Origin of the sequence: Sulfuriferula sp. GW1 (assembly GCF_047300855.1) — a bacterium.
Taxonomy (GTDB): Bacteria; Pseudomonadota; Gammaproteobacteria; order Burkholderiales; family Sulfuriferulaceae; genus Sulfuriferula.
Genome location: NZ_CP170197.1, coordinates 1,720,229 through 1,742,988, shown reverse-complemented (window position 1 = coordinate 1,742,988; position 22,760 = coordinate 1,720,229). Strand labels below are relative to the sequence as shown.

The 22,760-nt window shown below is 58.2% G+C and carries 19 protein-coding genes; 12 read left to right on the top strand and 7 right to left on the bottom strand.

What is annotated here, in order from left to right:
* Window positions 1-152 precede the first annotated feature (152 nt).
* Both ACFDAU_RS08455 and smc read right to left on the bottom strand, forming a co-directional pair.
* Window positions 153-350, bottom strand: a complete 198-nt coding sequence (locus tag ACFDAU_RS08455) for a hypothetical protein (RefSeq protein ID WP_413436502.1) — start codon at window positions 348-350, stop codon at window positions 153-155.
* Window positions 351-371: 21 nt separating this feature from the next.
* A complete protein-coding gene (gene smc / locus ACFDAU_RS08450; RefSeq protein WP_413436501.1) occupies window positions 372-3,878 on the bottom strand; it encodes a chromosome segregation protein SMC in 3,507 nt (1,168 codons plus the stop codon).
* A gap of 66 nt (window positions 3,879-3,944) precedes the next feature.
* On the opposite strand from smc, the gene ACFDAU_RS08445 reads away from it, so the two are divergent.
* The 3 genes from ACFDAU_RS08445 (at window position 3,945) to ACFDAU_RS08435 (ending at window position 8,129) form a co-directional block, all read left to right on the top strand.
* Window positions 3,945-5,168, top strand: coding sequence for an FGGY-family carbohydrate kinase (locus ACFDAU_RS08445; RefSeq protein WP_413436500.1), 1,224 nt, complete (start codon window positions 3,945-3,947; stop codon window positions 5,166-5,168).
* A complete protein-coding gene (arfB, locus tag ACFDAU_RS08440; protein ID WP_413436499.1) occupies window positions 5,165-5,590 on the top strand; it encodes an alternative ribosome rescue aminoacyl-tRNA hydrolase ArfB in 426 nt (141 codons plus the stop codon). Before ACFDAU_RS08445 ends, arfB begins: the two co-directional genes overlap by 4 nt.
* 94 nt (window positions 5,591-5,684) lie before the next feature.
* Window positions 5,685-8,129: a thioredoxin domain-containing protein gene (locus ACFDAU_RS08435; RefSeq protein ID WP_413436498.1), complete on the top strand. Its 2,445-nt coding sequence runs from the start codon at window positions 5,685-5,687 to the stop codon at window positions 8,127-8,129.
* A gap of 44 nt (window positions 8,130-8,173) precedes the next feature.
* On the opposite strand, the gene ACFDAU_RS08430 is transcribed toward ACFDAU_RS08435, so the two are convergent.
* The 3 genes from ACFDAU_RS08430 to ACFDAU_RS08420 form a co-directional block, all read right to left on the bottom strand.
* On the bottom strand, window positions 8,174-8,746 hold the full coding sequence (locus ACFDAU_RS08430) for a cytochrome b/b6 domain-containing protein (protein WP_413436497.1): 573 nt from the start codon (window positions 8,744-8,746) through the stop codon (window positions 8,174-8,176).
* A 76-nt stretch (window positions 8,747-8,822) separates the two neighbouring features.
* On the bottom strand, window positions 8,823-10,166 hold the full coding sequence (locus tag ACFDAU_RS08425; protein WP_413436496.1) for a reverse transcriptase family protein: 1,344 nt from the start codon (window positions 10,164-10,166) through the stop codon (window positions 8,823-8,825).
* A gap of 320 nt (window positions 10,167-10,486) precedes the next feature.
* On the bottom strand, window positions 10,487-11,296 hold the full coding sequence (locus ACFDAU_RS08420) for a polyphosphate kinase 2 family protein (RefSeq protein ID WP_413436495.1): 810 nt from the start codon (window positions 11,294-11,296) through the stop codon (window positions 10,487-10,489).
* A gap of 170 nt (window positions 11,297-11,466) precedes the next feature.
* On the opposite strand from ACFDAU_RS08420, the gene ACFDAU_RS08415 reads away from it, so the two are divergent.
* The 7 genes from ACFDAU_RS08415 (at window position 11,467) to ACFDAU_RS08385 (ending at window position 19,261) form a co-directional block, all read left to right on the top strand.
* The gene (locus ACFDAU_RS08415) at window positions 11,467-12,447 is read left to right on the top strand and encodes an AAA family ATPase (protein ID WP_413436494.1); all 981 of its coding nucleotides are present in this window, start codon (window positions 11,467-11,469) and stop codon (window positions 12,445-12,447) included.
* Entirely contained in the window at window positions 12,444-13,439 is a 996-nt protein-coding gene (locus tag ACFDAU_RS08410; RefSeq protein ID WP_413436493.1) for a DUF58 domain-containing protein, read from the top strand. Before ACFDAU_RS08415 ends, ACFDAU_RS08410 begins: the two co-directional genes overlap by 4 nt.
* Window positions 13,436-13,927: a DUF4381 domain-containing protein gene (locus tag ACFDAU_RS08405; protein ID WP_413436492.1), complete on the top strand. Its 492-nt coding sequence runs from the start codon at window positions 13,436-13,438 to the stop codon at window positions 13,925-13,927. Before ACFDAU_RS08410 ends, ACFDAU_RS08405 begins: the two co-directional genes overlap by 4 nt.
* The gene (locus tag ACFDAU_RS08400; RefSeq protein ID WP_413436491.1) at window positions 13,924-14,910 is read left to right on the top strand and encodes a vWA domain-containing protein; all 987 of its coding nucleotides are present in this window, start codon (window positions 13,924-13,926) and stop codon (window positions 14,908-14,910) included. The genes ACFDAU_RS08405 and ACFDAU_RS08400 overlap by 4 nt, the downstream gene beginning before the upstream one ends.
* A 4-nt stretch (window positions 14,911-14,914) precedes the next feature.
* Window positions 14,915-16,807, top strand: coding sequence for a VWA domain-containing protein (locus ACFDAU_RS08395; protein WP_413436490.1), 1,893 nt, complete (start codon window positions 14,915-14,917; stop codon window positions 16,805-16,807).
* The gene (locus ACFDAU_RS08390; protein WP_413436489.1) at window positions 16,801-18,543 is read left to right on the top strand and encodes a BatD family protein; all 1,743 of its coding nucleotides are present in this window, start codon (window positions 16,801-16,803) and stop codon (window positions 18,541-18,543) included. The genes ACFDAU_RS08395 and ACFDAU_RS08390 overlap by 7 nt, the downstream gene beginning before the upstream one ends.
* Window positions 18,544-18,634: 91 nt before the next feature.
* Window positions 18,635-19,261, top strand: coding sequence for a tetratricopeptide repeat protein (locus tag ACFDAU_RS08385; protein WP_413436488.1), 627 nt, complete (start codon window positions 18,635-18,637; stop codon window positions 19,259-19,261).
* A 3-nt stretch (window positions 19,262-19,264) separates the two neighbouring features.
* Here the strand turns inward: ACFDAU_RS08385 and ACFDAU_RS08380 are convergent, their stop codons facing one another.
* Together ACFDAU_RS08380 and ACFDAU_RS08375 are read right to left on the bottom strand one after the other, a co-directional pair.
* Complete coding sequence (locus ACFDAU_RS08380) at window positions 19,265-19,636, bottom strand: VOC family protein (RefSeq protein WP_413436487.1); 372 nt, start codon at window positions 19,634-19,636, stop codon at window positions 19,265-19,267.
* Complete coding sequence (locus ACFDAU_RS08375; protein ID WP_413436486.1) at window positions 19,633-20,538, bottom strand: DMT family transporter; 906 nt, start codon at window positions 20,536-20,538, stop codon at window positions 19,633-19,635. The genes ACFDAU_RS08380 and ACFDAU_RS08375 overlap by 4 nt, the downstream gene beginning before the upstream one ends.
* 31 nt (window positions 20,539-20,569) lie before the next feature.
* Between ACFDAU_RS08375 and dapC the strand changes: the two genes are divergently transcribed.
* Window positions 20,570-21,778: a succinyldiaminopimelate transaminase gene (gene dapC / locus ACFDAU_RS08370; protein ID WP_413436485.1), complete on the top strand. Its 1,209-nt coding sequence runs from the start codon at window positions 20,570-20,572 to the stop codon at window positions 21,776-21,778.
* Between the two features lie 12 nt (window positions 21,779-21,790).
* The gene (gene dapD / locus ACFDAU_RS08365) at window positions 21,791-22,612 is read left to right on the top strand and encodes a 2,3,4,5-tetrahydropyridine-2,6-dicarboxylate N-succinyltransferase (protein ID WP_413436484.1); all 822 of its coding nucleotides are present in this window, start codon (window positions 21,791-21,793) and stop codon (window positions 22,610-22,612) included.
* The last annotated feature ends 148 nt before the right edge of the window (window positions 22,613-22,760 follow it).

Sequence of the window (22,760 nt, the reverse complement as noted above, 5' to 3'; positions counted from 1 at the left end):
CGAACAAGGCGGGTTTTCTCCTGGACATCTGCGCCCGGCAATACTGCCAAGGCTTGTTCCTGCACAAAAAAAATCGTTTGGGAAACTTCCGGCAAGCTTATCTTTTTAAGTCGGCATGATCTGTGCGTTACCGCACCTTGTGCCGCTGCTTGTCACGCCTTGCGCTTGAAAATGGATGCTGCATCGCGCTGGGCTTGATCCTGGTTGCGCAGCGCCGGAACTTCGTCGTGCTGGATGAAAAAATCATCCGCCTGAGCCTGCATGACCAGCTTGATTGCGGCATCATCACTCAGGCCGTACAGCTCAGTAATCAGCGTGGTGACCTCGTCCAGATATTCTTCATAGGTCATGGGTCAATTCCATATGTGTGGTCAGGCGGCGGCCAGATTGGCAGCCTGTTCCAGATCCACGGTCACAGTGCGTGAAACACCAGATTCCTGCATGGTGACGCCGATCAACTGGTGCGCGGCTTCCATGGTGATGCGGTTATGCGTGATGAACAGGAACTGCACTTGCTCGGACATCTGTTTGACCAGGCGGGCGTAACGCTCCGTATTGCTGTCGTCCAGCGGCGCATCCACTTCGTCCAGCAGGCAGAATGGCGCCGGGGTGAGCTTGAACAGGGCGAATACCAGCGACAGCGCAGTCAGGGCTTTTTCGCCGCCCGACAAAAGGTGTATCGAGCTGTTTTTCTTGCCAGGCGGCTGGGCAAACACCTGCACGCCGGCGTCGAGCAACTCTTCTCCGGTCAAAATCAGTTGCGCCTGGCCGCCGCCGAATAGCGTGGTAAACAACTCGGACATGGACTGGTTGACGGTATCAAACGTGGTTTTGAGCAATTCACGCGTCTCGGCGTCGATTTTCTGGATGGCTGATTCCAGTGTGGCGATGGCCTGGTTCAGATCGTCGCCTTGCGCTATCAGATACGTTTCGCGCTCCTGCGCGTGCTGCAGTTCATCCAGCGCAGCCAAGTTGACAGCGCCCAGGTCTTCGATCGCGCTGCCCAGTCGCGCAATTTCTGCATTCAGCCCGCTGACTTTGGCGCCCTTTTCCAGACTGGCTAGCAGGCCGGCTTCATCAGCCTGCAAAGCGCCCAGCTGCTCTTCACATTGCACTTCAAGCAGCCGTGATTCTTGCTCATTTAAACGCAATTCTTCCATGCGGTTGCGCAAGGGAGTTAAACCTTGTTCGAGGCGCATGCGCGCTTCTTCCAGCGTCCGTAATTGGGCGGTGGCGGCTTCCAGCTCATTGCGGCGCGAAGCCAGCGCATGTTCTTGTGCCTGGCGCTCGGCAATAGCTTGTTGCAGGGCTGCTTGCTGGTCCGATTCGTCGATGCGGGCTTGCTCGATACCAAGCTGAGCCAGTTGTTCGCTGAGTCGGTTTTTGTTCTCTGAATTAAGTTTAATTGCGTTATTCAGATCATTGATTTTGTTGTCACATGATTGCAGCGTAAAGCGAATTTCCTGCAATTTACGATCGCTTAAACGCTGCGCTTCGCGTTTCTGGTTGAGCAGGTTTTCAGCATCACTGCGCGCGCGTCGCGCATCATCCAAATGCTCGCGTACAAAGCCGGCCTGGGTGCGGTGCTCGTGTAAGCGTTCGCTGGCGGCCTGCTGTTCAATACGCTCCTGTTCCATCAGTGCTTCGACTTCGGCCAGTTCGGCGGTAATTTGTGCACTGCGCTGGGTGACGCGCTCCAGCGCCTGTTGCGCGCGCATGGTGTCCATCTGCAATTGATGCTGGCGTTGCTGGGTCTGATTGAACTGGTTGCGCAATACGCTGAGATTTTGTTGCGCATGGCGCAGCGCATCTTCGCTTTGTGCCAGCTGTTCAGCCAGTGTTTCCTTTTGCAGCGCGGATTCTTCCGTCTCGACGGTCAGCCGTTCGATATCTTTCTGTCTTGCCAGCACCCCCTGCACGGCGGTCTGTTCGGCATGAAAGCTCAGCGTATGGCGCGTGAATATGTGGCCTTCCGGGCATACCAACTGGGCATGGGCAGGCAATTGATCGCGTAACGCCAGCGCTGCCGCTGCGTTGTCGGCCACATAAACTTCGCCTATCCAGTCCCCCAGTGCCCCGCCCTGCCCTGTTTTCCATCGCACTTTATCCATAAGCGTGGGCAGCGGGGTACTGGCGGCAGTGGCTGGCACTGTGTGCGGATCATAAAAACTCACGCGGCTGGGGGGGATGTCATTGAGGACACTGGATATATTCGAGCCGGGTTCCGCCAGAGCATTGATGCGTTCCCGCAGCACCGCTTCCAGGGCGGTTTCCCAGCCGGTTTCCACCTCGATTTGTTGCCACAGACGCGGCAGCGAGGCGAGCTGGTGTCGATTGAGCCAACCATCCAGCTTGGTATCGGCATCCAGATGCGCCTGAATCTTGTTGAGGCCGGCAAGCTGGCCTTCGGCCTGATGCAGGCGGCGCGTGACATCTTCCAGTTGCGCTCGCAGTTGCTGGCGCTGTGCTTCCAGCGCTGGAAGATGCTGCTGGGCCGCATCAGTCTGTTCGCGCAGATTTTCCAATGTTTCGGTAATGGTTTCGAGTTCAGCCTCGGCGGTGCCCAGCGCCACGCGGTCGGGCTCAGGCAGGCCGCGCTGCTCGTGAGTCAGGCGAGTATGGCGCGATTCCAGCTGCTGCAAGGTTTTTGCGCTGTGCTGGTGATGAGTTTCGTCGATCTGGTGCGATTGTTCGCTGAGCGATAGTTCGCGCTGTAAATCGGCAACACGCCGTTGGGTATCGGCAAGCAGGCTTTCCACCTCGGGCAGCGTGTTGCTGGCCTCGGCAGATTCGATTTCGGCGTCTGCCAGCGCGGCGTCCGTGTCCTGCAAACGTTGCTGCCATTGCGCCAGACTGGCAGCCATGTCGTTGTGCTGTTTTTCCAGGCTGTCGCGCTGTTCGGTGAGCTGATGGATCTGGGCTGCCAGGCGCGCACGTGTGTCGGCGAGATGGCGCAGATTTTGTTCCAGTCGCGAGACTTCCGCAGACGCGGCGTAAAAATCACCTTGCGCGGTGTTCAGCGCATCGGTGGCGGCATAGTGCGCGGTGCGGGTTTCCTCGATTTGCAGCTCGGTCTGGCGCAATTGCGCGGTTTGCGCCTCGATTTGCCTGCCCGTCTCCTCGATCTGGCGCGTAAAGCGTTCGCGCGCGACCTGCGCGTCGCGTTTTTTGACCAGCCACAGCATTTGCTGCGCATTTTTCAGTTCGGTTTGCAGTGCATGGTATTGCTGCGCCACCAGCGCCTGCGTCTGCAGCCGGACTATCTGTTCGGAAAGTTCGCGCCGGATGTCATCCACGCGCAGCAGGTTTTCGCGTGTGTCTTTCAGCCGGGATTCGGTCTCGCGGCGGCGTTCCTTGTATTTGGAGATGCCTGCCGCTTCTTCCAGAAAGCCGCGCAACTCATCCGGCTTGGCCTCGATGATGCGCGAAATCATGCCTTGCTCGATAATGGCGTAGGAAGTCTTGGTACCGAGGCCGGTGCCGAGGAAAATATCGGTCAGGTCGCGGCGCCGCACGTGCTGGTTATTGACGTAATAACTGGAATCGCCATTGCGGTTCAACACGCGCTTGACCGATATTTCGGCATACTGCGTCCATTGTCCGGCCGCCCGGCCCAGACTGTTGTCGAACACCAGTTCAACGGACGCCCGCGACACCGGCTTGCGCGTGCCGGAGCCGTTGAAAATCACGTCCTGCATGGATTCGCCGCGCAACTGCTTGGCCTGCGATTCACCCAGTACCCAGCGTACCGCGTCGATCACATTGGATTTGCCGCAGCCATTCGGTCCCACCACACCGACCATCTGGCCGACAATGGGGATGTGAGTGGGATCAACGAAGGATTTGAACCCGGCAAGTTTGATGGCGGTTAAACGCAATTTTTACGAAGTGATGCGAGAATGGTTTTTGTATTATTGTAATTTTACCTGAATCGGACGCGAGTGATGTTTTACCTTGGACTGGATTTTGGCACATCGGGTGCGCGAGCCTGTGTCATCAATGCTGCCGGCAGCGTGGCTTTCGAGGCAAGCGTCAAATATGTTGTTCCGCAACAACAGGATACAGCCGACTGGCGCGCAGCCCTGTTCGATCTGCTGGCGCAAATACCGCGTGCGCAACGGGCAGCGCTGGCCGCCATTGCCTTAGATGGCACCTCCGGCACCGTGCTGCTGGCCGATGACGCACTGGAGCCGCTGGCACCGGCTTTGCTATATAACGATATGCGTGCCAGTGCGGGGACGGACAACGTGCCATTGCCAGGCAGTCTTGCCAAAGGCATGTGGCTGATGCAACAGCCAGGTACCGTTCACGCACGCTATTTCCTGCACCAGGCCGACTGGCTGGCCGCCCTGTTGACTGGCGTTGGCGGCATGAGCGATTACCATAACGCACTCAAAACCGGTTTTGACCCGTGCACCCTGGACTGGCCGGCCTGGATACAGGCGCTGCCGATAGCGCAACTGTTGCCGCGCGTGGTCGCACCCGGTGCCCCGCTAGCCCGCATCAACCGCCACACGGCACGCCATTTCAGTGTCAATCCTGCCTGCATCGTGCGTGCAGGCACCACCGACAGCATTGCTGCTTTCATTGCCACAGGCGTTGCACAACCCGGTGACGCAGTCACTTCGCTGGGCACCACGCTGGTGCTGAAGCTGCTCTCGACGACACGGGTCGAATCTTCAGAATACGGGGTATACAGCCACCGCTTCGGCAATTTATGGCTGGCGGGCGGCGCATCCAATAGCGGCGGCGGTGTGTTGCGGCAATTTTTCAGCGATGCCGCCCTGGTAGAACTGAGCACGAAAATCCATCCCGACCAGCCGAGCGGACTCGACTACTATCCCTTGCCCCGACCCGGCGAACGCTTTCCCGTTCACGCCCCGGCGTTGCTGCCGCGCCTGGACCCGCGCCCGGTGGACGACGCGCGCTTCCTGCATGGCATGCTGGAAGGCATCGCACGCATCGAAGCCCTGGGTTATGCCAGACTGGCCGAACTGGGTGCAACGCCGTTGCGGCGCGTGATCAGCGCCGGGGGTGGCAGCAAAAATGAAGTCTGGCGCCGCATCCGCGAAAAGCAGCTGGGCGTGCCTGTCGAAACGGCTCAACAGGGTGAGGCCGCATTCGGCGCGGCCAGGCTGGCCCAGGCAGGCGTAAAATCATTCCCATGATCCACATCACCCGCACACTCTCGATCCCTGACAGCGAAATCCAGGAGCAATTTATCCGCGCCTCCGGCCCGGGCGGTCAGAACGTCAATAAAGTATCGTCGGCGGTACAGTTGCGCTTCGATGTCGCTCGTTCCCCTTCCCTGCCCGAGGCGGTGCGCGCCCGGCTGATCGTGCTGGCAGGCCGGCGCCTTAATCAGGAAGGCATACTCACCATCGAAGCCCAGCGTTTTCGCACCCAGGGCCGCAACCGCGACGATGCACGGGTGCGCCTGGTTGAACTCATCCGTCGCGCCACCGAAGTCCCCGAACTGCGTCGCGCAACCAAGCCGACCCGGGCTTCGCAAAGACGCCGGCTGGAGAGCAAGCAGAAGCATGGTGATACTAAAAAACAACGCAGGTCAGTGGGACCATCGGATGGGTGAACAACGGATCTGTTACCCCCCTCTTCAATAATTAATAAGCGGATTTGGCGCTGCTAAGCTGTCTCTAATAAATAGAATCAGGTCGAGGCGAAAAATGAAACTTGCCCTACAGAATGCGGTTCGGTTGCATAGCCAAGGCTCACTGATATGGCAGTGGCGCAGCGTGGTGCTGTTCGGGCTCATGTTGGCGATGCTGCTGGCTGGGACCGGAGCTTGGATAACGCGCGCAAATGCGGCTCCGGCAGCATCGCCGACCCCCACTACCCCCGCTGTAACGTTTGACGGCAAGACCTATACCAACCGCCTGATCCACAGCCGTGATCCGTATCTGCTGCTGCACGCGCACAATCCGGTGGATTGGTACCCGTGGGGGCCGGAGGCGCTGCAAGCAGCCCGGCGCGAGAACAAGCCGATCTTCGTCTCCATCGGCTATTCCACCTGCTACTGGTGCCATGTGGCCGAGCGTGAAATCTATTCCAACCCGGAGATCGCCAAACTGATGAATCAGTGGTTCATCAACATCAAGGTCGATCGCGAGCAGCGTCCGGATATCGACCGCATCTACATGCTGGCTACTCAGATCATGACCGGTGGCGGCGGCTGGCCCAACAATGTATTTCTCACCCCGGACCTCAAACCTTTCTATGCGGGCAGCTATTTCCCGCCGCAGGATCAGGGCAAGCTGCCCGGATTCCCGGCGATATTGAAGAGCATGCATCATGCCTGGATTGAAGATCACGCCGAAGTCGTGGCACTGGCAGATCAGGTTTATCTGGCTTTGCAGCAAACCGAGCGCGGTTCCGCAACGTCTGGCTCGGTAGCCCTGGCACCGCAGCAATGGCGGGATAAAGCGATTGCCGAGGCCGCAAGCAACTTCGATGTATTTGATGCGGGTGTCGGCGTGCGTGCCAGCAAGTTCCCGCAATCGCCGCTGCTGTCCATGCTGTTGAGTACCGGCACGCTCAATCGTGATGCCAAAGTGCAGGGCATGGTCACGCAGACACTGGAGGCCATGGCTGAAGGCGGCGTCATGGATCAGCTGGGAGGCGGCTTCCATCGCTACAGCATCGAGCCGAGCTGGTCCATTCCGCATTTCGAGAAAATGCTCTACGACAATGCGCAGCTACTCGGTCTGTATGCCCACGCCTATGCAATCACCAAAAACCCGCTGTACCGGCAGGTTGCGTTGCGCACCGCGCACTACATGACAACCGAGATGCAAGCACCGGGCGGCGGATTTTATAGCGCGCAGGATGCCGAAGTGGATGGCAGCGAAGGCGCCAGTTACATATGGACGCATCAGCAGATCGAGGCGGTACTGGGGGTCGCTGATACGCAACGCTTCCTGACGTTGTATCAGTTGGTACCGATGCCGCCGGCGCCAGCAGGACATAAGCAGCCCGAGGGTGACGTGCTGCGCCTGCAACGCGACCAGGCTCAGAAATTGGCACAAAAAAACCAATTGGCAACGACCATCGAAATGTTACGGCCACTGCGAGACAAGCTGCTGAGCGCGCGCCAGAAACGGCCTCAGCCCGCCCGCGACGAAAAGATCGTCACCGCCACCAATGCGCTGGCGATCATCGGTTTTGCCCAGGCCGGTCACTGGCTGCACGATCCTGCGCTGACCAAGGTTGCTCAGCATAATGCCAACTGGCTTTGGCAACACGCTTTCGATCCGGCAACAGGCGATCTCAAGCATCAATTCTTTGCAGGCCGCCCCGGCGGCAGCGGCTTCCTGGACGACTACGCCCTGTTCGGACAAGCTTGCCTGACGCTGCACCAGCAAACCGGCGATGCCGTGTGGCTGGCACGTTCCCGCCAGATTGCCGATGCCATGCTGCAACGTTTTGCCCGGCCCGATGGCCGGTTTGTAGAAACCCAGGATCAGAGCGATTTGCTGCTCTCTCCTCCGGCGGAGGGAGATTCAGTGCTGCCGTCCGGACAGTCTTCCTCCATCGTACTGCTACTGGAGTTGTCCATCGCCACCGGCGATACGCTTTATGCAAATGCCGCGCGCCGGGAACTCACATCGCTGTCGGCGCAAGTCGCTGCGGATCCCTTCAATTGGGGTGCTCTGCTGGCCCCGCTAAACCAGCCGCCATTGATTGCTACGTTGCAGAAAACGGCTTCGCCAGATACAGCCAAAACAGCGACGCCGGGGTTTCCGAATTCCGCCGATCATGTACGCGCCACGGCGCGTCTTGTGCCATCCAGTACCGGCGCCGACCTGATTGTGACCATTGATATCGAAGCGGGCTATCACATCAATGCCAATCCGGCTTCCGACCCCAATCTGATCCCCACGCAATTAATGCTCGCGGAATATCCGGAGCTGAAAATAAAATATCCGGCAGGGCAGATGTTCAAGGCCCCGTTTGCACCGCAGGGTATCGCAGTGTACGAGGGGCGTATCACGCTACACGGACAATTGCCTCAAAAAGCGCTTCGACAACCAGTTAGCGCAAGCCTGCGTATCCAGGCCTGCAACGACAATGTATGCCTGGCTCCGGCAACCGTGACGGTACCGGTCCATTGAAAAGAATCGGGTTGCCATGATCATGAGCCATGCGACAAAAAGACTCAACGCCAGCTGAACATTTTGGCGATGCTGGCATGACCGGCGAACTGATGCCATAAGGCTATGATCACGTGGCCATACAGATAAATCCACATGATGGTTGCCAGGGTCGAATGCACTTCCATCATAGTGTGCACATTCGGGGTCACGACATCATCAGGCCATAAGCCGATGTAAAGGATGCTGCCGGTGACGGCCATGGCCGTGGCAATCAACAGCCCCAGACCGTGTATCGTTCCGGCCAGAGGCCCGGTATCTGCGAGGGCTTTCCATTTCAACGTCAGAAAATGGCCGGTTTCGGTCATCAACGCCTTGCGACCTGCAGCATTCGTCCACGGAAACAGCTGTCCCTGTCCCTCGCGTTTGAAATTCGCCAGCCGGTAAATCCAGCTCACCAGCAAGACAGCCATTGCAGCCAGACCCACCCATTCATGCCATTCGAACCAGAAAGCGCCGGCCTGGCTCATCGGTCGTTTGTTTGCCGGATGTTCCATCACCAGGCTGACAATAAGCTGAAAGCTAATGGTCAGGGCGATCAAAGAATGCAGAATGCGGGTTGTGCGGCTGTAAGTCATATGAAATCCTTATATTGTGTCAGTGTTGTGACCACGCTGAATGCTGCCACGTTCACTATGGATCATGAAATATGCTTCATTTCGACCAATCAATTTCTGCGAAAATTTTCTTGAGTCTGGAGCCGCGCCGAGCATTTAAGAATTGCACGTAAGCAATTTTCCCTAGCAAGTGCGCGCGATAGTCCAAAATACCATGAATATTTTGTGCTTCAGGAGATGACCTTGAGCAATTATGCAGCGTGGCTTTAAGCTGGTCGTATTTCTTCCGTGCAATATTAGGCCTATCGTTCACAATAATCCCGGTGAGCTGCTGGCGCACCGATTTGTGCATGATGCGTGTTTTTCGCGTGTTAACTTCGAAGCCCTCGCTCAATGCGATTCGACACACCATGATATGAAATCGATCAGCATTTTGGCGCAGCAACTCACCTCCCGAGAAAGCCAAGTCATCTGCATAACGGGTATAGCGGGCACCGAGTGAACGAGCGGCCGCTGCAAGGCGTAAATCAAGCCGAAATGCGCATAGATTAGCAAGAGCAGGTGATGTGGGCGCACCCTGAGGCAGATGTTTTGTGGCGTATTGTTTTCGTTCATGCCAGGTTATCCTTGGCGTTTCATCTGTTGCTGGTAAATCGTTCAGCACAGTGTCTGGAACGCGATTGGTGCATAGAGCGGTAAGACTGCGTGCGACACTGATTGAGTAACCAATTGCACGAAACATTGCGTGAATACGTGGTGCGGGAATGCTTGGGAAGAAATTTTTCAAATCCATCCGTATCACGATTTCTTGTCCAACATGAACCGCAGCATGCGTGGCACATGAGTGGCCGCGACGAAAACCGTGTGCCGCATGATGGAGTGGCAGGCGATCGAGGAACATGCGCAATATTTTGCGTTGCGCCCGTCGCAATCGTTCCTTGGGCACCTCCACCAGGCGGTATGCTCCGTTGCGCTTTCGCATCCAGCGATAGTGATAATGCCGCAATGGACCGGCTTCGCTACGGCGCTCAGTGTTTCTATAGTCTGTAAACCAGTCAAGTTCAGTTGGTTCCAGTTCTACCCACCTAGCAAGATCACCAGAAGTGGATAACGATGGCAAATGCGCGCGCGCAAACAAACCGCGGCGCGGACCTGCGAAGGGCGGCTGCAAGAATTGATGTCGTATCCGAGGAGATTTCTTTCCTGAACGCCAAGCGTCAATATAATCGTTGTCGGCCATGACAATCCGGGCTAGATCCAATCTGTCCAGATTGACCAGACTAATACCGAACATCACATAAAGACGCTGTGTCAGCTTGCGTAACCATGCAGGATTTTCCCCCAATGCCTTGGCTCCGCGCTCCTGCAATAGAGAATAAGCTGGGGGCCCCGCGAGAAAAGCATCTGCAAGAGCAATGGAGACCATTTGCCGAGGGGTCATAACAAAATCATTTGATAAGTTTAGTTATTGTGTGATTGCGGCACACCGCTCCAACCAGTCTGGTGCTGCGTGAGCTGGACTGCGTTTGTGCGCAGCCGTCGCTCACGCGACGAGATGTTACATTGCTGTAGTTTCCACGGGGTAACCCCGCAGAGGCGAATGGACATTTTGAAAACTGTCGTTACGCCCGCTTGAAGCTTTGTGCCGCCTCAGCAACATAAGCCAATCAAAAATTTGCGTCAAGAAATTAGCCGCATTCGTTTGCGCGTTGATGTTTTCTGGATTAGCAAATTTATCGGATCAATCGTTAATCAGTATTTTCATTTCACCACGATTTTCTCCAGCCCCTCTGCAGCTTTCGGATATTCCATTTTCAGGCCTTCCAGCGTATCGCAAATCACATTCGAAATAACCAGATTGCGCTGCAATTTCGAATTGGCGGGCACGATAAACCACGGCGCGTGCTTGGTGCTGGTGGCAGAAATGGCATCGGAATAGGCCTTCATGTATTTGCCCCATTGAGCTCGGCTGGCGAGGTCGTCCGGGTTGAATTTCCATTGCTTGCTCGGCGTATCGCGGCGCTCGATCAGGCGTTGTTTCTGTTCATCCTTGGATATATGCAGATAGAACTTCAGTATCGTGGTGCCGTTTTCGACTAGATGTTTTTCGAACTCATTGATCTGCTGATAACGCGCCTTGCAGGTTTCGGCATCGATCCAGCCGTTGACACGGGTGATCAGCACGTCTTCATAGTGGCTGCGATTGAAAATGACGATTTCGCCCCTGGCGGGTGTTTTTGCGTGGACGCGCCACAAAAAGTCATGCGCCAGTTCCTCCGCTGTGGGCGCTTTGAAACTGGCCACCTTGACACCTTGCGGATTGACGCCATCGAACACCATGCGAATGGTGGAATCCTTGCCTGCGGTGTCCATTGCCTGCAACACAATGAGTAACTTGTGTTTGCTTTCCGCGTATAGCAATTCCTGCAGGGATTCGAGTCTGACGCGCAAGGCTTCCAGCTCTTCCCTGGCGTTCTCCTTGTCGCCATTGATGAGTGACTTGTCGTCGGATTCGAACTGACTCAGCTTGAATTTGTTGCCGGGTTTTATTTTGTAGGGTTTGGTGTCCATTTGTGCGTGTCTTTTAAAATCCGGCTTCGCCTGAATGTCTCAATAATAACCATAAATGTGGACTTTGCGATTTTTAACAGCAACCGAATTGCATCGAGTTCACGGAACTATCTAAAAACTCATGGGTCCTGCTATCCATAGCGTTCACCACCAAATCGGACACCATTGCCATGTCGGGAAATTCTCTTGCTTACCAGGCATTTCAGTCACTGCAACAACATGTTTCGCAACACATCATCGGCCAGGAAATCCTGGTGGAGCGGCTGCTGATAGCGCTGCTCGCCGATGGTCACCTATTGGTCGAAGGCGCACCCGGTCTTGCCAAAACGCGCGCCATCAAAGTCCTGAGTGAAGGGATTGAGGCCGACTTTCATCGCGTGCAATTCACGCCCGATCTGTTACCCGCCGATCTCACCGGTACCGATATTTTCCGCCCTCAGGATGGTTCGTTCCAGTTTCAGCGCGGTCCGCTGTTCCACAATCTGGTGCTGGCTGACGAGGTGAACCGGGCGCCGGCCAAGGTGCAATCGGCGCTGCTGGAAGCTATGGCGGAGCGGCAAATCACCGTGGGTACCACGACCTATCCGTTGCCCACACTTTTTCTGGTCATGGCCACCCAGAATCCCATCGAACAGGAAGGCACCTACCCGCTGCCGGAAGCCCAGCTCGACCGTTTCCTGCTGCATGTGAAGGTCGATTATCCAAAGGCCGAAGCCGAACGACAGATACTGCAACTGGCGCGCGCTGAAGCGGTGCAGCAGCTGCGCAAGACAGCGCCTCCGGTGACTAGGCTCAGTCAGGAAACCCTGCTCGCTGCGCGCCAGGAGGTGCTCGAGGTATACATGGCCGACAATCTGGAACGTTATCTGGTCGAGATTATTCTGGCCACCCGCAACCCTTCATCCTACAGCGCCGACCTGGGCAACTGGGTGCAGTGGGGGGCCAGTCCGCGCGCCACGATCGCCCTCGACCGTTGCGCACGCGCCCATGCGTGGCTGGCGGGACGCACCTATGTGGGGCCCGAAGATATCCAGGCGCTGGCTTTCGATGTGCTGCGCCATCGCGTGTTATTGAGTTATGAGGCAGAGGCCGACGGTCACACCCCCGATCACTTTATCGAGAAACTGATCGACCTGATTCCGGTACCATGATTCCCGCGTTCGGGCGCCACCAGCCCGCCTTTGCTGATCGGGCTTCCCTTCCTGCAGACACGCCGGATCCAGACGATGGCGTGGTGCGAGTCAGCCTGTCTTCCCTGATTGCCCTGCATCACGATGCAGAATCGCTCGTGCTCCATCCCGGACGGATTCGTTCGCCAGTCAGCGGCGGTTACCGTTCGCCGTTCAAGGGACGCGGCATGGAGTTCGATGAGGTGCGCCCCTACATGCAGGGCGACGATGTGAGGATACTCGACTGGCGCGTCACCGCGCGTACCGGCCGCCCGCATACCAAGCTGTTTCGCGAAGAACGCGAGCGCGCCGTGCTGCTCTGGGTTGACTTGCGCCACACCATGTTTTTCGCCACCCAGGGCGCATTCAAGGCGGTGCGCGCTGCCCAGGCGGCGGCCCTGCTGGGGTGGCGTGCCGTGAGCCAGGGCGACCGGCTCGGCGCCCTGTTGTTCTCCGAAACTACGCATATCGAACTGCGCCCCAAGCGCGGCAAAGCAGCCCTGCTGCACGTGCTGAGCCAGATCGCCAGGCATGCCGCCTGGCAACAGCGCGCTGCTCCCAATGATGCCCTGTCGGCTGCCAATGCCCTGAACCAGACGCTGGTGCGGCTGCGCCGGGTAGCGCAGCCGGGCAGCCTGATTATCCTGATCAGTGACTTTGCTCACCTCAATGGACAGGGAAGCGCGCATCTGGCCCAGCTATCCCGGCATAGCGAACTGATTCTCGCCGACATTCACGACCCGCTGGAGGCCGAGCTGCCCCCACCCGGACATTACCGGGTGAGCGATGGCGAGCGTTTCCTGACCCTGGCAACCGAGGATACGCAGTTGCGCGAGCGCTACCGCGAGGGCTTTATCCAGCAACAGGCTGTGCTGCAACAGCTATGCCGCCGCTATGGCATGACCCTGCTGTCGCTGACCACCGCCGAAGACCCGCTGGCGGCACTTCGGCGCGGATTGGGGATGCGCAGATGAATCCGTCATTGAGCCAGCTGCATGATATTCATCTGCCCGCGCGCATCTCATGGTGGCCGCCGGCACCGGGATGGTGGCTGCTGCTTGCGCTTGTCCTGCTGGCGACGGGTGTTTTATATGCCGTGCATCGGTTGCGTAACCGCAACCACTGGCGCCGTTTTGCGTTGATGGAACTGGCCCGCCTGCGTGAACAGCTTGCGTCGCAACAGTCCACGCATCGAGCCGCGGTGAGCGAACTGTCCGTCCTGCTGCGCCGCGTAGCGGTGAGCCGATTTCCGCGCGAAGAGGTGGCGGCACTCAGCGGCGATGCATGGCTTGTCTTCCTGGATCGCGGTCTGGGTGAAAGCGCTGCGTTTCAATCGGACGCCGGGCGTCTGTTAACCAGCATCCCGTATCGCCCGGAAATGACTATCGATCCGGGCACGTTGAATGCCCTGTTTGCGCTGGCCGAGCGCTGGCTGAAAAAACTGCCGCGAGGCAAGAAATGATCAGCTTCGAATGGCCTTGGCTTTTTCTCGTTTTGCCGTTGCCGCTTTTGGTGCGTTTTCTACTGCCGCGCGCCGATGAAGTCAAGGAAGCCGCACTGCGCGTACCCGGGCTTGATCCGTTTGCCCTGGAAAGCGCTTCGAAACCCGCCAGGCTGGCGCTGTGGCGCGGCCGTGCATGGATCGGTGCCCTGGCCTGGTTGCTGCTGGTGACCGCGGCAGCGCGGCCGGTATGGGTGGGCGACCCCATCGACTTGCCGGTCAGCGGACGCGACCTGATGCTGGCAGTGGATCTCTCCGGCAGTATGCAAACCCCGGATTTCGTCATTAACGGGCAGCGCGTCAGCCGCCTCGACGCCATCAAGGAAATTGCCGGCGATTTCATAGACCGGCGCGTCGGCGACCGCATCGGGCTGATCCTGTTCGGCACTCAGGCTTACCTGCAAACGCCGCTGACTTTCGACCGCAAGACCGTGCACGACATGCTCGACGAGGCCGCCATCGGCCTGGCCGGCGAGCAAACGGCGATCGGTGATGCCATCGGTCTGGCGGTAAAACGCCTGAGTGAATTGCAGCAGGGCAACAAGGTGCTGATCCTGCTCACCGACGGCGTCAGCAACACGGGCGAGCTGACACCGCTCAAGGCGGCAGAACTGGCTGCCAAGGAAGGCGTCACCATCTATACCATCGGCATCGGTGCCAGCGAGATGCAGGTGCCTTCGTTGTTCGGCATGCAAAGCGTCAACCCGTCCAGCGACCTCGATGAAGATACGCTGCGCGCCATTGCCAAGGAAACCGGCGGGCGCTATTTTCGTGCCCGCGACACCGAACAGCTGAACCAGATCTACAGCATCCTGGATAAGCTGCAACCGCTCGATCAGGAGAAGCAGACCTTCCGTCCACACAAGACATTGTTCTACTGGCCGCTGGCCTTCAGCCTGTTGCTGGCCGGATTGCTCGTGCTGCCGATTGCACGAAGGAGATGAAGCCATGGAAATGATTTCGGCATTTCACTTTTTGCGTCCCCTGTGGCTGCTCGCCCTGCTTCCCTTGATCCTGTTGCTTTGGCTGATGTGGCGCCGGCGCCTGGTCAGCCGCAGCTGGCAGCGTGTGGTCGATCCGCGTTTGCTGGCGCATCTGCTGATCGGGAAAAACGCCCGGCAAGGCCCGTGGGCCATGGTCGCTGTCGGCCTCGGCGGTGTGCTGGCGATTGTTGCGCTGGCCGGTCCGGCATGGCAGAAACTGGCGCAACCGGTATTCCGCCAGCAGTCGGCGCTGGTGCTGGTGCTCGACTTGTCGCGCTCGATGGACGCCACCGATATCAAACCCAGCCGCCTGGAACGCGCAAAACTGAAATTGCGCGATATTCTCAACCAGCAAAAGGAAGGTGAAACGGCGCTGATCGTCTATGCAGCCACGCCGTTTGTGGTCAGCCCGCTGACCACCGATGCGCAGACCATCGTCAGCCAGCTGGAGGTCCTCACCCCCGCGTTGATGCCGGCACAGGGCTCTCACCCTGGCCGCGCAATCAGCCTGGCGCAGAAACTGTTGAAGCAGGCTGGTGTTGCCCACGGCGGGGTGCTGCTGATTACGGATGGCCTCAACGGCAGCGAATCCGATTCGCTCAAAACGGCCATCAGCCATCTGGTCGAGGCCGGGCACCGGCTGTCGGTATTGGGTGTCGGCACCCCTGCTGGCGCGCCGATCCCGAATCCTGCGGGTGGATTTGTGACCAACGACAGCGGCGCCATTGTCATTCCCCGGCTGGACGATGCCAGTCTGGCTGAACTGGCACGCCAGGGCCACGGCGCCTATCGGCGTCTGAGTCCCGACGACAGCGATTTTCACGCGTTACTGGCGCCGTTCAAGCGCTCACTCGGTCAGCAGCAGGATATCAAGGTCCATGGCATGATGAGCGATCAGTGGCGCGACGAAGGCCCGTGGCTGCTGTTGCCGCTACTGCTGCTCGGGGCGCTGGCTTTCCGTCGTGGCTATCTTGCTGTGTTGCTGCTGATTATCCTGCCGCACACCCATCCGGCTTATGCGTTCGGATGGAGCAACCTGTGGCAGCGCGACGATCAGCGCGGGCAGCAGGCCATGGATGCCAAACAGCCGCAGCTTGCCGCCAAACTTTTCCATGATCCTCAGTGGCGTGCGGCAGCCGATTATCGCGCCGGCAATTACCAGGCAGCGCTGGATAGTCTGAAAGGCATCGACACCGCCCAGGCTGATTACAATCGCGGCAATGCGCTGGCGCAACTGGGGCGCCTGCCCGAGGCGCTGCAAGCTTATGATGCGGCCTTGAAGCGCGACCCAAAGTTGAGTGATGCCAGCTATAACCGCGACCTGGTTGAAAAACTGTTGAAACAGCAACAACAAAAACAGCAACAAAACCAACAGAAAAACCAGCAACAGAATCAGCAAAACGCCGGTAATCCGCAGCAATCCTCGCAGAACGGACAGCAAGGAAAATCCTCAGGTCAATCGCCGCAAGCGGCGCAGGGCAATCAGCAGTCTAAAAAAGCATCGGACCAGTCCGGACAGCATCAGCGCAACACGGACAAACAGAAGCCGGGTGCCGGGCAGCAACAGAACAATGCATCCGGGCAGTCAGGAACACAGCACCCGGGTCAGGCCGCACCCGCACAAGCTCAGGGTCAGCCACAGCCACAGCCATTGCCGCAGGCGGCAGGCCAGAACCCGGCGCCTTCCGGCAATGCGCAAGTCGCGGCCGATGCGCAGCAACGCGAGCAATTGCAGCAGGCCGACAAAGAATGGTTGCGGCGTATCCCGGATGATCCAGGCGGCCTGTGGCGGCGCAAGTTTCTTTATCAGTACAAACAGCAACAGCAATTTCAACAGAGTGAAAAACAGCCATGGTAAAAGCTCGTTTTAATCAGTTTCTGATTTTCCTGATCGCTGCATTGTGGGTGCTGTCCTGCACACCGGCATCGGCTTCATTACAGGCCCAGGTGGACCGCAATCCGGTCGCCATGAATGAATCGTTCAACCTCACGCTAAGCAGTGACAGCAGTGACGGGGAACCGGATCTGAGCGCATTGAAGCGCGACTTCGATGTGCTCGGGCAAAGCAAAAGCAGCAGCTTTCAGATCATCAATGGGCAGATTTCTCACAATACCCAGTGGCAGATCAGCCTGATGGCGAAGCATGCCGGACAGCTGCAGATTCCGGCGATCTCCATCGGGGGGCAATCCAGTGCCCCGATCAATCTCACCGTCACCACCGCCAGCCAGGCTGGCACCGCGCAACAGAGCAGGGATCTGTTTCTGGAAGTTAGCGCAACCCCGCAGACGGTGCACGTGCAGCAACAGATCATCTTCACCGTACGGCTGTATAGCGCGCTCAGCCTGGGAGAAGGCAGCAGCCTGAGCGACCCCACCTTCCCGAACATGGATGCGGTGGTCGAACGATTGGGCACCGATCATCCGTTTGAAGTGATGCGTAATGGCCAGGCCTATTCGGTGATTGAACGGCGCTACGCTGTTTTTCCGCAGAAGAGCGGGCAATTCAGCAGTACACCCATCGTCTTTGACGGCAGTGTCGTCGAAGCGAACCAGAATGGCGGCGGCTTCATGTTCAACCCTTTCAGCCAGAGCACACGTCAGATGCGTCTGGATTCCAAATCCGTCGCGTTCACGGTGAAACCGGTTCCTCCCGGCTACGACATTCGCCAATGGCTACCAGCCAGCAATCTGCAACTGACCGAGCAATGGTCGGAAAATCCGCCCAGATTCACCGTGGGCGAGCCGATTACCCGCACGCTGACAATTACAGCGAACGGCCTGACCGCGACACAATTGCCGGCACTGGATAGCGGAAAAATTGCCGGCCTCAAGCTCTACCCGGATCAACCCACGCTGAAAAACGGCCAGGATGGCAACGGCATCATCGGCACGCGCGAGCAGAAAATTGCCTACATTCCCACGCGCGCCGGCAATGTCACCCTGCCGGCCATCGAGATCAAATGGTGGAATGTCAATACCAATCAAGCGGAGGTGGCACGCTTGCCGGCGCGCAGCATCACCGTTCTCCCCGGCAGCCCGAATCAGGTATCCGCGCCACCGCCCTCCCCGGCTCCCCTCGTGACCCAAGCACCTGCATCAACGACTTTATCCGGCAATGTCCCTCGATCTTCCGGCGCGTTCGTCAGCGGTTCCCAGCGCTGGTGGCCGTCGCTGGCAGTGTTGCTCGGTTTGGGCTGGCTGATCACACTGCTCGCCTGGTGGTGGCGGGCGCACCAGAAAACGCCTTCAGCCGGGGCCGATGCGGCATCGGAAGAAACGCTCGGCAAGCTGGAAAAACAATTCAGGAAAGCCTGCATGGAGAACAATGCAGCGCAGGCGAAAACGCAATTGCTCGCCTGGGCAAAACAGCGCTGGCGCCAGGCGCCACCCGCCAGTCTGACCGCCCTGGCACGCCTGTGCGAGCCTGAACTGGCCGAAGCCATTACCCAACTGGATGGTGCGCTATATGCGAAAACGCAGGCGCAGTGGCATGGCGATATCTTGTGGCATTTATTTAACCAGCACAAACCGGGCGGTAAACCGGTTAAAACGAAAAAGACCGATTCTCTGGAGCCGCTATACAGAAATTCATAATGAGGGGTTAACGTAGCCAGTAATTCGTGCCCGGACTATAAATAACAATATGAAAACCAGGTTCATCATTGCCATGTTTTGCTTGTCTGGCATGGCGTCTCCTGCCCTTGCCAGCGACGCCAGCCTGATGAACGCCATTGACGCGCTGAGTCATGGTTGGGCCAAAGTCAATTATCAAACGCCGAAAAAGGCACGGGCAGCCGCATTCCAGCCGCTCATCAGTCAGGCAAACAGCCTGCTCGAGACCTATCCCGATGCACCCGAAGCCATGATCATGGACGCCCTGATCCTGTCCAGCACAGCCGCAGTCGAAGGCGGTGTGGATGCGCTGATCAAAGTGAGGCAAGCCCGTGACTTGCTGCTGCATGCAGAAAAAATCAACCCGCAGGCACTGGATGGCGCTGTTTATACATGCCTGGGGAGTTTGTACGCCAAGGTACCGGGTTGGCCAATTTCCTTCGGCGACAAGGTTAAAGCCCGCAAGTACCTGAAAAAGGCGTTAAAAATTGATCCGGGCAGCATCGATGCGAATTATTTCTACGCCGATTTTTTGGCCGATCAAGGCGAATATGCCCAGGCTATTTCTCATCTGCATCTGGTTTTGCAAACCCCGCCGCGCGCGGGCCGTGAAGATGCCGATAGCGGGCGTCGCGATGAAGCAACCAGACTGCTGGCCAAAATCAATATGGCGCATAAACAGGAAATCGCCGCGCACTGAGACTCAGCTCTCGACAAACTCCAGCGCATTGCCATCCGGGTCGCGGCAAAACAGCGCGGACCGGCCGGACTGACTAATGGTGTAGGCCACACCGGCATTGTCGAGGCGTGCCTTGAGTTGGGAAATGTCGGTGACGGCAAGCGCGATATGGCGGTCGCGCCCGCCATGTTCGGGGCGCGTCAGGCCTGCCTCGGGGTTGGGCAGGCAGATTAAATGTATCTGACATGCACCGATGTCGTACCAGACCCCTGCAAAACTCATTTCCGGGCGCTGAGGACTGGCGCTCAGCCCCAGCACACCTTCGTAAAAATCCCGAGCGCCGCTCAGGTCATCGACCAGTAGCGACGCATGCAGCAAGCGCGTAACCATCGTCATGCCGTTTCTTCCTTGTGTTCCATGTGGCCGGAAAACAGGCTGGCGACCACAATCATCGCGGCGCCCAGCCATTCCTTGCCGTGCAGCAATTCGCCCGCCAGAAAATAGGCAGACAGCGCCGCGACCACCAGTTCAAACAGCAGAATCACAATGGCGCGGTTGGCTGCCACGTGCATCAATCCATACTGAATCAACAACGTGACGCCCAGCATGGCAAAAGCGACCAGTACCAGGCCGCCCCAGATCATCGGGCCCAGGTGCGTCAAGCCGGCAAAAGAATCCGGCTTGAGCAACAGCAGCGGCAACGAAATCAGGGTTGCACCCAGCCATACGCCGAGCGATTTGGCCTCGATGCTGATATGGCTGGCGCGGCGCGACAACACATTGGTCAGAGCAAAACTGAAACCGGCGGAGAGCCCCATCCATTCTGCCCAATTCGCCGGCAGCGGCAAGCGCCCGTCCGGCTGCCAGAGCATGATCACGGCACCCCCCAGCGACAGCAGCATGATCAGGTAACCCACGCGCCCCAGACGCTCGCCCAGAATCAACCGTGAGAATACGATGGTCCACAAAGGGGCCAGGTAAAACAGCAGCATCACGCGCATGATCTCGCCGTCGATGACTGCCAGCACATACGCGATATTGGTCCAGCCCGAACTGAACACTATCGCCAGCCATAACCCCATGCTGCCGCGCAAGGTGCGCAAGGCCCTGAAATAAAATGGCACACCGATCAGCAGCGCCAGCCCGTAAGTGATGAAGGACGCCATCAGGCCGGACACCCCCGCCTCGCTCAGCAGACGATAGGGGTACCAGATCAATCCCCACAAAGTGGCGCTGGCAAGCAACGCGAGAACGGGTAAAACCGAGTTTTTGTTTGGGTGCTTGGTTGTATGCTGCATTATAATTACGCTTTTTCCATCGTTTGCGGCCATGAACCCATACCTCGACCGCCTCCAGCCTTATCCGTTCCAAAAATTGCGCGAGCTGTTCAACGGCATCGCGCCGAACCCGCAATATACGCCGGTCAATCTTTCCATCGGCGAGCCCAAGCATGCCACGCCGCAGTTTATCAAGGATGCGCTGATTGCCAACCTGGATGGACTGGCGAGCTACCCGCTCACCGCGGGCGTGGAAGCTTTGCGCCACGCGATTTCCGCCTGGATCGCCCGTCGTTACGGCATTCCCGCGCCCGATGCCGGCACCCAGGTGTTGCCGGTGAACGGCAGCCGCGAGGCGCTGTTTGCGTTTGCGCAGACGGTGATCAACCCGTGCTTTGCCAGCCCGGTGGTAATTTCGCCCAACCCGTTTTACCAGATTTACGAAGGCGCGGCATTGCTGGCGGGCGCGCAACCGCATTACCTGCCGACACTACCGGAAAATGATTACCGCATGGATTTTGCCAGCGTGCCGGAAACTGTGCTGGCAAGTACCCAGCTGGTCTATGTATGCTCGCCCGACAATCCCACCGGCCGCGTGATGGACCTGGACGATTGGCGCGAGCTGTTCGAATTGTCCGACCGCCACGGTTTCATTATCGCCGCTGACGAGTGTTATTCGGAAATCTACTTTGACGAAACCCTGCCCCCGCTGGGCGCGCTGCAGGCCGCGCAGCAACTGGGGCGCAGCGACTACAGGAATCTGGTGGTGTTCTCCAGCCTGTCCAAACGCTCCAACGTGCCCGGCATGCGTTCCGGCTTTGTCGCGGGCGATGCGGCGCTGCTCGCCAAATTCCAGCTCTATCGCACCTACCACGGCTCGGCGATGTCGCCGACCATCCAGATGGCCAGCGTCGCGGCGTGGAACGACGAGGCGCATGTAATCGAGAACCGCCGCCTGTACGCGGAAAAATTTGCCGCCGTGCAACCGCTGTTGGCGCAAGTGATGCCGGCGCCGATGCCCGACGCCGCGTTCTACCTTTGGGCACAGGTGCCGGGTGGCGACGACACCGCCTTCGCCCGCGACCTGTACCGCGATTACCATGTCACGGTGCTGCCGGGCTCGTATCTGGCACGCGATTTTGCCGGGGTGAATCCGGGCAAGGGCTTTATCCGCATTGCCCTGGTCGCTGCGCTGGCCGAGTGCGTGGACGCTGCGCAAAGAATTCATCAACTACTCGAACAACACACCTCAACCAATTAAAAGGAAACAAAAATGACCGAAATACAGCAACTCATAGAAGAAGCCTTCGAGCGCCGTGCCGACATCAACCCGCGCAACGCCGATGCCAAACTCAAGGACGCCGTCGCCCACGTGATTGAAGAGCTCGACAAGGGCCGTTTGCGCGTCGCCAGCAAGGAAAACGGCGAATGGGTCACCCACCAGTGGCTGAAAAAAGCCGTGCTGCTGTCGTTCCGCCTGGAAGACAACTACTTCATCAAGGGCGGCTTCACCAACTATTTCGACAAGGTGCCGTCCAAGTTCGCCGACTACAACAGCCGCGACTTCCGCGACGGCGGTTTCCGCGTGGTGCCACCCGCAGCTGCGCGGCGCGGCTCATTCATCGGCAAAAACGTCGTGCTGATGCCCTCCTACGTCAACATCGGCGCGTATGTCGATGAAGGCACCATGGTCGACACCTGGGCCACCGTCGGCTCCTGCGCCCAGATCGGCAAGAACGTCCACCTGTCCGGCGGCGTCGGCATCGGCGGCGTGCTCGAGCCGGTGCAGGCCAACCCCACCATCATCGGCGACAACTGCTTCATCGGCGCGCGCTCCGAAGTGGTCGAAGGCGTCATCGTCGAAGACAACGTGGTGATTTCCATGGGCGTGTACATCGGCCAGAGCACCAAGATCTACGACCGCGAAACCGGCGAAGTCATGTACGGCCGCGTCCCCGCCGGCTCCGTCGTGGTCAGCGGCAACCTGCCCTCCAAGGACGGCAGCTACAGCCTCTACTGCGCGGTGATCGTGAAGAAGGTGGATGAAAAGACCCGCAGCAAGGTGGGGATTAACGAGTTGCTGCGCGGGATTTAGGGCTATTTCTTGGCGGCGGGCTGGTCACGATTTTTGCGGGGAGTACTCGTGCCTACCCGACCATTGTTCGCTGAACGTCTCCGCTTAGCCAGGAACTGAAGTTTTCTCCGAAGCGGATGTTCCAGTCGAATCTGTGAGCAACTCTCCT

What these genes read in the sequence shown, in the direction of transcription:
- ACFDAU_RS08455 (WP_413436502.1), bottom strand. Translation starts at nt 350, where the DNA reads ATGACCTATGAAGAATATCTGGACGAGGTCACCACGCTGATTACTGAG.
- ACFDAU_RS08445 (WP_413436500.1), top strand. Translation starts at nt 3,945, where the DNA reads ATGTTTTACCTTGGACTGGATTTTGGCACATCGGGTGCGCGAGCCTGT.
- arfB (WP_413436499.1), top strand. Translation starts at nt 5,165, where the DNA reads ATGATCCACATCACCCGCACACTCTCGATCCCTGACAGCGAAATCCAG.
- ACFDAU_RS08435 (WP_413436498.1), top strand. Translation starts at nt 5,685, where the DNA reads ATGAAACTTGCCCTACAGAATGCGGTTCGGTTGCATAGCCAAGGCTCA.
- ACFDAU_RS08430 (WP_413436497.1), bottom strand. Translation starts at nt 8,746, where the DNA reads ATGACTTACAGCCGCACAACCCGCATTCTGCATTCTTTGATCGCCCTG.
- ACFDAU_RS08425 (WP_413436496.1), bottom strand. Translation starts at nt 10,166, where the DNA reads ATGACCCCTCGGCAAATGGTCTCCATTGCTCTTGCAGATGCTTTTCTC.
- ACFDAU_RS08420 (WP_413436495.1), bottom strand. Translation starts at nt 11,296, where the DNA reads ATGGACACCAAACCCTACAAAATAAAACCCGGCAACAAATTCAAGCTG.
- ACFDAU_RS08415 (WP_413436494.1), top strand. Translation starts at nt 11,467, where the DNA reads ATGTCGGGAAATTCTCTTGCTTACCAGGCATTTCAGTCACTGCAACAA.
- ACFDAU_RS08410 (WP_413436493.1), top strand. Translation starts at nt 12,444, where the DNA reads ATGATTCCCGCGTTCGGGCGCCACCAGCCCGCCTTTGCTGATCGGGCT.
- ACFDAU_RS08405 (WP_413436492.1), top strand. Translation starts at nt 13,436, where the DNA reads ATGAATCCGTCATTGAGCCAGCTGCATGATATTCATCTGCCCGCGCGC.
- ACFDAU_RS08400 (WP_413436491.1), top strand. Translation starts at nt 13,924, where the DNA reads ATGATCAGCTTCGAATGGCCTTGGCTTTTTCTCGTTTTGCCGTTGCCG.
- ACFDAU_RS08395 (WP_413436490.1), top strand. Translation starts at nt 14,915, where the DNA reads ATGGAAATGATTTCGGCATTTCACTTTTTGCGTCCCCTGTGGCTGCTC.
- ACFDAU_RS08390 (WP_413436489.1), top strand. Translation starts at nt 16,801, where the DNA reads ATGGTAAAAGCTCGTTTTAATCAGTTTCTGATTTTCCTGATCGCTGCA.
- ACFDAU_RS08385 (WP_413436488.1), top strand. Translation starts at nt 18,635, where the DNA reads ATGGCGTCTCCTGCCCTTGCCAGCGACGCCAGCCTGATGAACGCCATT.
- ACFDAU_RS08380 (WP_413436487.1), bottom strand. Translation starts at nt 19,636, where the DNA reads ATGACGATGGTTACGCGCTTGCTGCATGCGTCGCTACTGGTCGATGAC.
- ACFDAU_RS08375 (WP_413436486.1), bottom strand. Translation starts at nt 20,538, where the DNA reads ATGCAGCATACAACCAAGCACCCAAACAAAAACTCGGTTTTACCCGTT.
- dapC (WP_413436485.1), top strand. Translation starts at nt 20,570, where the DNA reads ATGAACCCATACCTCGACCGCCTCCAGCCTTATCCGTTCCAAAAATTG.
- dapD (WP_413436484.1), top strand. Translation starts at nt 21,791, where the DNA reads ATGACCGAAATACAGCAACTCATAGAAGAAGCCTTCGAGCGCCGTGCC.